Origin of the sequence: Streptomyces sp. NPDC059832 (genome assembly GCF_042731715.1) — a bacterium.
Lineage (GTDB): Bacteria > Actinomycetota > Actinomycetes > Streptomycetales > Streptomycetaceae > Streptomyces.
This window is the reverse complement of the sequence record NZ_JBHWIY010000002.1, coordinates 49,647-61,082: the sequence shown is the minus strand read 5'-3', so window position 1 is coordinate 61,082 and position 11,436 is coordinate 49,647. Positions and strand designations below refer to the sequence as shown.

The following is an 11,436-nucleotide window of genomic DNA, read 5'->3' as shown; positions in this document are numbered from 1 at the left end:
CCGAGAAAGAGCCCGTATGCCCCGGCTGAGTGTCATCGTCCCCGTCCGTCGTGCCCGAGGCCAGCTGCGCGAGTGCCTGGAGTCGGTGCTCACCCAGTCGTTCACGGACATCGAGGTGATCGGGGTCGACGACGGGGCGCCGGACGGTTCGGGGCTGCTGTTCGACGAGTTCGCCTCCCGGGACTGCCGGGTGCAGGCCATCCATCTGCCGCCGGGCGCCGGTGCGGACGGGCGGCGCAATGCCGGGGCCGAGCGGGCCCTCGGGGACTACCTCCTCTTCCTGGAGGGCGACTTCGTCCACCTGCCGGGCGCCCTCCAGGCCGTCGCCGACCGCCTGGACGCGACCGGTGACCCCGAGCTGCTGCTGTTCGGCCACCACCGGCGGCCCTTCCGCGGCCGCCCCCGGCCGACCCGTTCGCTGGAGCTGCTCGGCGGGCTGCCCGAGGGCCGGCTCACCCTCGCCGAGCACCCCGTACTGCTGGACATCGCGCCGGTCTCCTGGAACCGCGCCGTGCGCCGCACCCTCCACGAGAGCGAGAAGCTGAGCTTCGGTCCCGGGCAGCACGGGGAGCGGATGTACGCGTTCCAGACCCTCGCCGCCGCCGAGTCCGTCGCCGTGCTCGCCACCCCCTGCGTCGAGCACCGCGGCCGGCGCCGGCCGCCCGGGGCCGACGCGGCGGAACCGGCGGACGGCTCGGCACCGCACCAGCTCGTGGAGGCGTACGCCGCCCTGATGGAGTTCGTGCGGGACCGGCCGCCACTGGCTCCCGTACGGACCCTGCTCTTCGAGCGGGCGGTCCAGGAACTCCTTGCCGGATACCCGTCGGTGACCCGGCGGCGCAGGCGCTACGTACGCTCCGTGGCGGCGTTCCACCGTGCGCACCGGCCCGGGGAGCACCGCTTCCCGGGCGGCGCCCAGGGGCTTCGGCCCCGGCTGATGGGCGGCGGCCGGTATGCCGCGCTCGGTGCGCTCGACACGGTGCTGGCCCTGCGCCGGAGCCTGCGGGCGGCACCCGGCGCGGTCCGGGCGCGGGCCGGACGCAGCCTCCCCGGGCACTACTACTGGTGGCAGCGAAGGCTCCCGCTGGACGGCGGGCTCGCCGTCTACGCGGCCTACTGGAACCGCGGGTTGAGCTGCAATCCGGAGGCGATCTTCCGCAAGGCCCGGGAGCTGGCCCCGCAGGTGCGCGGGGTGTGGGTGGTGTCGCGGAACCAGGTGGGCTCGGTGCCCGAGGGCGTCGACCACGTGGTGCCGGGGACCCGCCGCTACTGGCAGGTGCTGGCGCGGGCCACGTACTTCTTCAACAACGTCAACTTCCCCGACCACCTGGTCAAGCGCCCCGGCCAGGTCCATGTGATGACGCATCACGGCACCCCGCTGAAGATCATGGGGCTCGATCAGCAGAACTACCCGGCGGCGGCCCAGGGGCTGAACTTCGACCGGCTGCTCCAGCGCGTGGACCGATGGGACTGGAGCGTCTCCGCCAATCCGCACTCCACCGAGGTGTGGGCCCGCGCCTATCCGAACGCGGCGCGGTCCCTCGAATCGGGCTATCCGCGCAATGACGCCCTTTCGACGACTCCGGGCGACCGGATCACGGCGATCCGCCGGGACCTCGGTGTCCGGCCCGGACAGCGCGCCATCCTGTACGCGCCGACGCATCGCGACTACGAGACGGCGTTCACCAGCCGGCTCGATCTGGCCCGGTTCTGCGAGGCGCTGGGCCCGGAGTCGGTGGTGCTGGTCCGCGCCCATTACTTCTACGAGGGTGCCGGGCTGCCGGACCACCCCTCGCTCATCGATGTCTGCGAGCATCCGCGGATCGAGGAGCTGTGCCTGGCGGCGGACGCGCTGGTGACGGACTACTCGTCGGTGATGTTCGACTACGCCCATCTGGACCGGCCGATCGTGGTGCACGCCCCCGACTGGGAGACGTACCGCACGGTCCGGGGGGTCTGTTTCGATCTGTTGTCCGGTGCGCCCGGCGACACCCCCGGGGCGATCTCCACGACCACGGACGGGCTGGCCCGGATCTTCCTCGACGGCAGCTGGCGGAGCCCGGAGAACGAGGCGCTGCGGGCCGCGTTCCGGGCCCGGTTCTGTCCGTACGGCGACGGCCGGGCCGCGGAGCGGGTGGTGCGGCAGGTGCTGCTGGGCGAGACGGAACCGGTCGTCGGACGGGCCTGAGGGGCAGCCCGTCCGACGGCGGCGCTCTCAGCCCTGCCGGCCCGCCATCACCGTGACGAGGCCGATGACCACGAGCAGCGAGCCGCCCCAGGTCCACATCGAGGTCCGCTCGTGCAGCACGGTCGCCCCGGCCAGCACGATCAGCAGATACCCGAGGGCGTTGAACGGATAGGCGATGGACAGCGGCACCTTGGCCAGGGTCGCCATCCAGGCGAGGGCGGACACCGCGAAGACCACCAGGCCCAGGACGACCCAGGGGCTGGTCGCGGCGCGCAGGGCGATGGATCCGCCGCCGTGCCCCGCGGCGGCCGCGGCGCTCTTCATCCCGTGCTTGAGCATGATCTGGCCGCCCGCCGACGAGAACACGGCGAACAGCAGCAGCATCAGACTGGGGAGGGTCAAGACCTTGCTCCTGACTGCGGCGGCCGGGGATTCCGACTCCGGGGTGGGGGTGGGACGGGGGACGGCGGCCTCAGACGCCGACCCGGTCGGCAGGGGCGTACTGTCGGTTGAGGATGTCCTGTACATCGACGTGCTCTCCAGCGATGATCGTCTCGGCCGCATGCGGGGTGAGCAGTGCGACGTGCTGATAGCCGAACAGCGTCGGCCGGATCCGGGTGAGCAGTTTCGACACTCCGCCCAGGACCGCGGGGAGCGGTCCGCCGCCGAGCAGCGCCCAGAACGGGGCCCCGGTCGACGCGATGTCGAGGACGTCGTAGCCCGCGTCCCTGACCGTGCGGCGCAGGCTGGCCCGGGTGAAGAAGCGCAGATGCGTTTCGTCGAGAATGCCGCGCCGGTCGTAGCCGAAGACTCCGAGCGCGACCCGCAGCCGTGAGTACCAGTGGCTGAAGTTCGGTACGGAGAGCAGCACATGGCCGCCGGGCCTCAGCACCTCGGCGACCTCGGCGAGCACCCGCTCGGGGCGGGAGAGGTGCTCGATGACGTCGCCGGCCACCACGTAGTCGTAGTCGGCGCCGATCTCGACCGGCAGCCCCTCCTCCAGGTTGGCGAGGTGGAAGTGGGTGCACTTCTCGCGTACGCCGGGGACCTCGATGTAGTCCACGCCCGTCACCTCGTGGCCGAGGGCTTCGAGGCGCTGGGCGAACAGGCCGCCCGAGCAGCCGAGGTCGAGGACGCGGCCGGGCGGGAGGCTGCGCATCTTCTCCAGGATGACGGCGTGCGAGGAGCCGTCGCCCTCCTTGAACGCGTACTCGACGGGCTTGGGGATCCAGCCGCAGGTGCCGAATCCCTTGACGGCGAGCCGGTATTCGAGGACGTCCTTGACGACGTCCTTCGCGTACTTCATGCCGTTGACGTAGCAGATCTCGTCGCCGTAGTAGGTGGGGACGGGGATCTCCTTGATCCGCATCCCCTCGTTGAGCAGCTGGACGATGATCTGGGTGTCGAAGTCGAACGCGTCGGTGTTCCGGTGGATCGGCAGCTTCTTGAGTGCCGCGACGCTGTAGGCGCGGTATCCGGAGTGGAATTCGGTGAGCTGCGATCCGAGAAGGGTGTTCTCCAGGCGGGTGAGAATGCGGTTGCCGAGCCATTTGTACATCGGCATGCCGCCCTTGAGCGCGGATCCGGATTTCATCATCCGCGACCCGAAGACGGCCTCGCATTCGCCGCGTTCGATCGGCGCGACCATGTCGGGCAGGAATTCCGGGGCGTACTGTCCGTCGCCGTGCAGCAGCACGATGATGTCCAGTCCGTGTTCGGCGGCCAGCGCGTATCCGGCCTTCTGGTTTCCGCCGTATCCGAGGTTCTTGGTGTGCCGCATCACCACGGTCCGCGGCATTCCCTCCGTCTGCGACCAGCGGCAGCCCGCGGTGAAGGTCGCATCATGGCTCGCGTCGTCGAGAATGAGGACTTCGGCGACCTTGGACCGGAAGTCCACCGGAATGCGGTCGAGGGTCCTCTCCAGCGTCGTCTCGGCGTTGTACGCGACCACCAGGATGCCGATCCTGGGGCTCGGGCTTTCCTTCACGGGGCGTTCTCCAGTTGCGCTCGGTGCTTGGTGCTCGGGGGCGGTCAGTTGGTGGCGGAACCGGTGGGCTGACAGGTGCGGGGCGCCATGAGCGGGGTCCCCTCGACGGGGGGCCGTCCGGGCGGGTCCGATCGCATGGCGAGGATCTTGCGGATTCCGCTGCCGAGACCCACGGCGAGAACCACCCAGCCGGCCTCGCCGAGGTGCAGCACCGTTTCGCTCCAGCGCACGGCGGAGCGTCCCTGGTAGCCGAGGACCGCCGTCAGGCCGAGCAGGCAGCTGTACGCGGCGCCCTCCCAGAACCCGACGACGAACAGCCCGGCGGCGGCCCAGGTCAGGTACTGCAGCGCGGACGCGGTGGAGAGCAGCAGCAGGAGGCTCATCGTGACGGCGACGACGACGGGCAGCTGCGCGGGCCGCAGCCAGGCGAGCCAGACCCCGGCCGCCACGCAGGCCAGCACGAAGAAGAAGTGGCCGTCGCCCTCGATGTAGGTGATGAAGGACTGCGGCAGGCCGAACATGTCGGCGAAGCGGACGAGTCCCCAGAGCCGGTAGCCGCCGCCCGCGTACTCCAGCACGTTCTGCTTGAGGTTCTCCGGCACGGTCACCAGGACCGGCCCCCAGACGAGGGCGACCAGGGCGGCGAACCCGGCGGAGAAGCGGACGAACGCCGGCCGGCCCGCCCGCAGCGCGACGAGGAACAGCGCCGGGATCACCACCACGGGGATGAACTTGATGCTGATCGAGAGCGCGGCGGCCACCCCGGCGGCCAGCGGTGCCTTCCGGTCGACGAGCAGATGGGCGGCGGCCAGGGCGAAGGTGATGGCGACCGCGTCGGTGTTGCCGTGATAGCCGGAGGTGGCGATCAGCACGGGGCTGACGGCCACGCCCACACCGCAGGCGACGGCGGCGCCGAGGGAAGCGCGCCGGCGCACGATCTCGAACACGATGAGCGCGCAGAAGAAGTCGGCGATCGAGGCGGGCGATCTGATCAGCGTTCCGAACGGGATGCCGAGTTCGGAGAGTTCATTGAGGCCGAGAAGCATCCAGCCGGCCAGTGGCGGGTGGTTGTAGACGGGCAGTCCCGGCAGCGGCTGTTCGTAAATCCGAATGGGCCCGTAACGCACGATCGCCTTTGCGAAACCATGAAAGATTCGCACGTCGGCCGGGCCCGGCATATTCGCCGCGATCAGCATTCGGGTGAGAAGACCCGCAGCCGCGGCAATGAGCACCGCCGCCCTTGCGCGTGGCACGTCCCAGGTTTCGCATCGCATTCGGATACCCATGAAAGCAGAACGTAGCAACCGGAAGACGCTGAGCAACGCAACGATGACCGCACTTGTATGGACCATTACTTGAATGCGCTGCATATTCGCGCAAACATTCGCACCTTTGGATCACTCGAACGGTTCAGGGAGGGCGCGGTGACTCCGGTCCCTTCGCCCGGCCGGGGGCGGCACCGGCCGGGCGGCGCGGATTACAGCATTCGGTCGACCACGCCCGCCGCCGCGTGCCCGTCGTCCAGGTCGCAGAAGTCCCGGCGGAATGCCGCGTACGCCTGCGCGTGTCCCGCGGTGGCCCGCTCCGGGTCGCGCAGCGCCTCGACGAGTCCGGTGGAACCGGGGATCAGCGGGCCGGGGGCGCGGGCCTCGAAGTCGAAGGAGAAGCCGCGCAGGGTGTCTCGGTAGTGCGCCAGGTCGTGGGTGTGGAAGAGCATCGGGCGGCCGGTCTGGGCGAAGTCGAACATCAGCGAGGAGTAGTCGGTGACCAGGGCGTCGCTGATCAGCATCAGCTCGCCGACGTCCCCGTAGCGCGAGACGTCCCGCACGAAGCCGCTGCCGCTGTCCGGGAGGCGGTCGGTCACCAGGTAGTGGCGGCGCACCAACAGGACGGTGTCCGGGCCGAGTTCGCGTTCGGCGGCGGCCAGGTCGAGTTGCAGGCCGAGGGCGTAACGGCCACCGCCGCGCGGCTGGTCCTCGCGCCAGGTCGGCGCGTACAGCACGATCCGCCTGCCCTCGGGGACCGCGAGCCGCTCCCGCACCGCTGCGGCGACCTTGGCCCGGTCCGGGGCGTGGAACAGGTCGTTGCGGGGGTAGCCGCACTCCAGGACCTCGCCCCGGTAGCCGAACGAGCGCCTCAGGACGGGGGTGGAGAAGCTGTTCGGGGAGACCAGGAAGCTCCACTGGCGGGCGCGCTGCTCGATGGTGGCGATGTAGGAGGCGTTGGCCCGCGCGGTGCCCGCGAGGTCGAGACCGATGCGCTTGAGCGGGGTGCCGTGCCAGGTCTGGACGACGCACTGGCCCTCGCGCCGCTCGAACCACTCCGGGAGCTGGGTGTTGGTGACGACGTACCGGCTGCGGGCCAGCGCCTCGTGCCAGGCGGCGGAGCCGTGCTCGACGGCCGTGGCGCCCGCCGGGACCCGGGCCTGCTGGTCGCGCACCACCCACAGCTGCTCCAGCTCGGCGCCCCGCCGGACCACTTCCTCGTGGATCGCGCGCGGCGAGTCGGAGTACTGGCGGCCGTCGAAGCTGCTGTACAGCACCGTGTCGCGCAGCGGTGCGGTGCGCCGGGTCCGGTACCCGTCGCGCAGCAGCCGCTCGCCGCGCGGGCCGCGTTCCCCGGCGGTGAGCACCGACGCGCAGTTGATCAGCAACTGGTCGTGGAAGCGCCGCTCGACGATGTACGTCCGGCCGGCGAGGGTGCGGGCGGCGGGCAGGGTGCGGTGGAGGGCGGCCGGGATGCGCAGCGGGGCGTCGTCCGCCTCGTCCCGGGCGCCCTGCTCGCGGAGGAAGAGGTACCAGTTCCCCTGGCCCAGCGGCAGTTTCCCGCCGGGGCCCTCGACGGCGTCCGGCCGGAGCGCGGCCCTGAACCGCCGGGCGTCGGCGGCCCCGGAGAGGGTGAGGGGGAGGACGGCCTCCTCGCCGTGTCCGCTGTGCCTGGCCACCAGCTCGACGGGCCGTTCCGGGAGGCCGGGGAAGCCGCCCTCCAGGAGGAGCTGTCCGTCCTCCGTCCAGGTCGCCAGGTCGACGGCGGGCTGTACCGTACGGTCGCTGATCAGCAGATTGCCGCGGGAGCTGGCGGTGAGACCGAGTTCGCGCCGTTCGTCGCCGCTCCCGGCCAGCGGGTAGCGGCCCGGCAGTACCGGCCCCGGCACGTCGACCGGCGTCCGGCGCCCGTCCGGTCCGACGAGGTGCAGGCTGTACGGGACCTGGGCGCGCCCCGCCCCCCGTGCCGTGTCCGGCCGGGCTTCGGCGAAGGCGCCGAGCGGGATGTCCGCGGTGAACCGCCGCCATCCCGCCGCCGAGGGCACGGCCCCCTGGTGCACCGTCACCGGACAGTCGAAGGAGGTGTCGGAGGGGCGGTGGGTCAGCGCGAGGCGCAGCGGCCCCTTGCCGAGGCGGTCGCGGATCATCCCGTCGATGACCACGGTGGCGGTTCCGTCGCCGGTGTCGCCCGCGCGGTGCGTCTCGAAGCGGGCGTCGATCCGCTCGGCGTGCAGCACCAGCTTGCCGCCGTCGAAGGCGGGCACGATCCGGTGGTCGCCGTCGGGGCGGTGCACGGGCGGCGGAGCGGCCGCCTCGTCCGTGGAGAGCTCGGAGCGGCGCAGCATGCCGTGTCCGGCGATGCCGATCTCCGGGCGCCAGGTGAGCCGTTCGAGGCTGCCGCGCGGGTCGATGCGGAGCCTGGCCGGGTCGACGACGGTCTCGAAGCCCGACCGGTCGTAGTCGTGCAGGCTCTGCCGGGACCGGGCGGTGGCCTCCGGCTCGTCGACCGTACGCAGCCGCAGCGGCACCACGTGCCGGCGCCCGGCCCGCAGCCAGCCCGCCCGGAACTCGGCGGCGCGCGAGCCGGCGGGCAGGTTGCGGATGTACGCGTACCCCTTGAGGTGCAGCTTGCCGCCCTGCCAGTAGGCGTCCCGCAGCCGGGCGGTGAGCGGCAGGTCCCGGTCGCTCACCCGCAGCACCGGGCGCGGCACCGGCCGGGTGACGGCCGGGAAGGAGGCGCTGCGGCGGCGCACGCCCCGTACCGCGAACGCGCCCGGCTCGGCCTTGTCGAAGGCGATCAGGTCCAGCAGTTCGTCGGTCCGCCGTTCGCGCACGAGGTGCCACATCAGGCGCAGCCGCAGCGGCAGCGCGTCGAGGACCGCCGGGTCGACCTGGTCGGTGAACTCGTTGGCGTACGTGGCGAAGGCACGCCGGTACTCCTCGTCGCCGTCGGGCAGCGCCTCCATGAAGTACCAGAGGTCGTTGGCGAGCACATGCGACTCGTACCGACGTTTGTCGTCGGCGCTGCGGTGCTCGTCGAGGAAGGCGGAGACGCCCAGCACGTGCGAGACCCGGTCCTGGACGCCGCGGACGACGGCGCGGCGGGTGGTGATCGAGCCCGGCCGGTCGCGCCAGTGGTAGACGGCGTCCTTCAGCACGTCGACGGAGCGGGCCAGGAAGTGGGCGGGCAGGACGACCGGGATGTCCTCGTAGAGGGCGCCGACCGGGAAGGCGAAGGCGTGCTCGTCCCAGAAGGACCGGCGGAAGACCTTGTTGCAGGCGATCCGGTCGGCGGCCAGGTCCCAGTCCCGGGAGATGTGGGTGCGCAGCCGGGTGGTCGCCATGGGCTTGCGGAAGTTGGGCGACTGCTGGAGCCGGCCGCCGGTCCGCAGCCGCAGCACATTGCCGGACGCGAGGTCCGAGCCGGTCTCGTCCAGGGCACCGGCGAGGAGTTCGTACGCGCGGGGCGGGAGCACGTCGTCGCTGTCGACGAAGGCGAGATGGCGGGCGCCCGGGTCGCAGTTGCGGACCCCGGTGTTGCGGGCGTGGCCGAGCCCGCCGTTCTCCTGGCTCACCAGCCGGAACCTGCCGTCCTGTTCGGCGAACTCGGCGGCCAGGGCCGCGCTGTCGTCGGTGGACCCGTCGTCGACCATCACCACCTCCAGGTCGGTCATGGTCTGCTCCGCGAGGGACTTCAGGCAGTCCGTCAGGTAGAGCTCGACGTTGTGGACGGGTACGACGACACTGAGCCGTGGCGACATGTTGAGCACGTCCGTTCATCGGGGCCTGGTTGGCCGTATGGCTCAACCCCGTGACGGGCCGGGGGTCACCGGTCGCGGTCTCTCCCGAACGGGTGACATCGGCTGTGCCCCGGTTGCCGCCCGGCCCCGCTCCGCGTCGCCCGGGAACCCCGTCCCGATCGGGATCCTCCTCTCGCCCAGGAACAGCCGGCGCACCACGCGCTCGGCCGCGTGCCCGTCGTCGTACGGGCAGAAGCGCTCCCGGAACGCCGCCCGCAGCCGGGTCGTCCGCGCCGAACGCCACTCACCGGTCCTGAACAGCTCCAGCAGCTCGTCCTCGGTGGTGGCGACGGCGCCCGGGGTGTCGCCGGGACGTCCCGAGAGCAGGTCGAAGTAGGTGCCGCGCGAGGCCCGGTAGGCGGCCCAGTCCGGGGCGTGGCTGATGATCGGACGGTCCAGGCAGGCGTAGTCGAACATCAGCGACGAGTAGTCGGTGATCAACGCGTCGGAGACCAGGCAGAGTTCCTCGACGGAGGGGTGTTCCGTCACGTCCACCACCCGGGCTCCGGCCGGCCGGGCCGCGCCGCCGTAGAAGTAGTGCGCGCGGACCAGCACCACGTACTGCGGGCCGAGTTCGCGGGCCAGGCGTTCCAGGTCGAGCTGGGGGACGAAGCCCTTGCGGTAGTCGCGGTGGGTGGGCGCGTACAGCAGCACGGTCCGGTCCGGGTCGAGGGAGAGTTGCCGCCGGATCGCGGCGGTCCGCTCCGGGGTGGCGGTGAAGAAGATGTCGTTGCGCGGGTAGCCGAGGTTCAGATGCTCGTACCCGGAGGGGTAGACCCGGTCCCAGATCTCGGTGGTGTGGGGGTTGGCGGAGAGGGAGAAGTCCCACTGGTCGGCGTGGGCGACGATCTTCTCGAAGCTGATGCCGTTGGTGAGGGCCGGGTAGCCGCGCTGGTCCAGGCCCATGGTCTTCAACGGGGTGCCGTGGTGGGTCTGGAGGTAGCACTGGCCGGGGCGCTTGGTGAAGCCGCCGGGGAAGCTGGAGTTGTTGATCAGGTACGTGGCGGTGGCCATGACCCGCCAGTAGGCGAGGGACCCCTCGATGACGTACGGGGTGCCGGCCGGCAGGCGGTCGCGGTGCCGGGAGGAGACGGCCCAGACGCCCTGGACGTGCGGGGCGAGTTCGAGGGCCTTGGCGTGGATCGCGGCCGGGTTGCAGGCGACCCCGCGGTTCCAGTAGGCGCCGTACACCGCGAGGTTCGGGTCCAGCGGGCGCAGCAGGTCGGCGCGGTAGACGGCGCGGGTGAGGCCGGCCCGGAGCGTCCTCCTGCCGCGGACCAGGGCGGCCCGGGTGCGGGTGCGGCCGGTCCCGGCGGCCTCCCGGACGCGGCGGACGGGGTAGCTGCCGGGGAGTGCGGCGGCGCGGTGGAAGGCGGCGCGGTCGCCGGGGGCGATCCGGCCGGGGTCGTCGAGGACGGCGAGCAGGTGGCGGGTGCGCGTTGCCCGGATCCGGGGGTCGTCGCCGGTCTCGGCGAGCAGCCGCCGGTACGCGTCCAGGATCGCGAAGTGGTGGCGGCCCGGCGTGGTGGCGGGGGTGCCGGAGCGACGGACCCGGTGGCGGACGCAGACCCGGTCGAGGGTGTCGAGCGTGCCGGCGTCGGCGGCGAGGAGGGTGGCCCGGTGGACGGGGAGCACGTCCGCGTAGGGGCCGTCGGTGAAGCGGAGCCCGTGCCCGGTCCAGAAAGCGCGGCGGAAGAGCCGCGGGACGGCGGTGGAGAGGCCGTCGGCCGCGGGGCCGGACCCCGTCGGCCGCGGGGCCGAGACCTCGCCCCACCAGTCGACGCGGTCGTGTCCGAGGAGGAGGACATCCGGATCGCTCGCGGCCAGCCGGCCGGTGATCGCCGCCAGTGCGCCCGGTCGCAGCAGGTCGTCGCCGTCGAGGAAGAGCAGATACCGTCCGCGCGCCACGGCCGCCCCGGCGTTGCGGGCCGGGCCCGCGCCGAGGTGCTCGGGAAGGGTGATCACCCTGACCCGGGGGTCGCGCCGCGCGAACTCGGCGGCGATCCGCGCGCCGCCGTCCCGGGACCCGTCGTCCACGACGAGCAGCTCCGGCTCACCGGGAACCTGGCCGAGCACGGACTCGCAGGTCGCCCGGAGGTAGCCCTGAACCCGGTGGACGGGCACGACAACACTGAGAAGCATGGCAGCCGAGGGTAATCGCGCCGTCACCGTGCGCCGAACCCGTGTTCACCCGTT

Annotated in this window: 6 protein-coding genes; 1 reads left to right on the top strand and 5 read right to left on the bottom strand. The window is 72.0% G+C overall.

Going from position 1 to position 11,436, the window contains the following annotated elements; genetic code table 11:
- Positions 1–16: 16 nt before the first annotated feature.
- Positions 17–2,188 (top strand): CDP-glycerol glycerophosphotransferase family protein, encoded by a 2,172-nt coding sequence (locus ACFV8T_RS02685; RefSeq protein ID WP_385323731.1) that lies wholly within the window; start codon positions 17–19, stop codon positions 2,186–2,188.
- Between the two features lie 27 nt (positions 2,189–2,215).
- Here ACFV8T_RS02685 and ACFV8T_RS02680 read toward each other — a convergent pair whose 3' ends face one another.
- From ACFV8T_RS02680 to ACFV8T_RS02660, 5 genes are all read right to left on the bottom strand, one after another.
- Positions 2,216–2,590 (bottom strand): hypothetical protein, encoded by a 375-nt coding sequence (locus ACFV8T_RS02680; protein WP_385323729.1) that lies wholly within the window; start codon positions 2,588–2,590, stop codon positions 2,216–2,218.
- Between the two features lie 70 nt (positions 2,591–2,660).
- Positions 2,661–4,175, bottom strand: coding sequence for a methyltransferase domain-containing protein (locus ACFV8T_RS02675; RefSeq protein WP_385323727.1), 1,515 nt, complete (start codon positions 4,173–4,175; stop codon positions 2,661–2,663).
- A gap of 44 nt (positions 4,176–4,219) precedes the next feature.
- Complete coding sequence (locus ACFV8T_RS02670) at positions 4,220–5,302, bottom strand: hypothetical protein (protein WP_385323724.1); 1,083 nt, start codon at positions 5,300–5,302, stop codon at positions 4,220–4,222.
- Between the two features lie 350 nt (positions 5,303–5,652).
- Positions 5,653–9,201 (bottom strand): CDP-glycerol glycerophosphotransferase family protein, encoded by a 3,549-nt coding sequence (locus tag ACFV8T_RS02665; RefSeq protein ID WP_385324726.1) that lies wholly within the window; start codon positions 9,199–9,201, stop codon positions 5,653–5,655.
- A 42-nt stretch (positions 9,202–9,243) separates the two neighbouring features.
- Positions 9,244–11,382: a CDP-glycerol glycerophosphotransferase family protein gene (locus ACFV8T_RS02660; RefSeq protein WP_385323722.1), complete on the bottom strand. Its 2,139-nt coding sequence runs from the start codon at positions 11,380–11,382 to the stop codon at positions 9,244–9,246.
- Between the last annotated feature and the right edge of the window lie 54 nt (positions 11,383–11,436).

Coding starts and splice junctions, on each gene's coding strand:
- ACFV8T_RS02665 (WP_385324726.1), bottom strand. CDS start 9,201: ATGTCGCCACGGCTCAGTGTCGTCGTACCCGTCCACAACGTCGAGCTC.
- ACFV8T_RS02660 (WP_385323722.1), bottom strand. CDS start 11,382: ATGCTTCTCAGTGTTGTCGTGCCCGTCCACCGGGTTCAGGGCTACCTC.
- ACFV8T_RS02685 (WP_385323731.1), top strand. CDS start 17: ATGCCCCGGCTGAGTGTCATCGTCCCCGTCCGTCGTGCCCGAGGCCAG.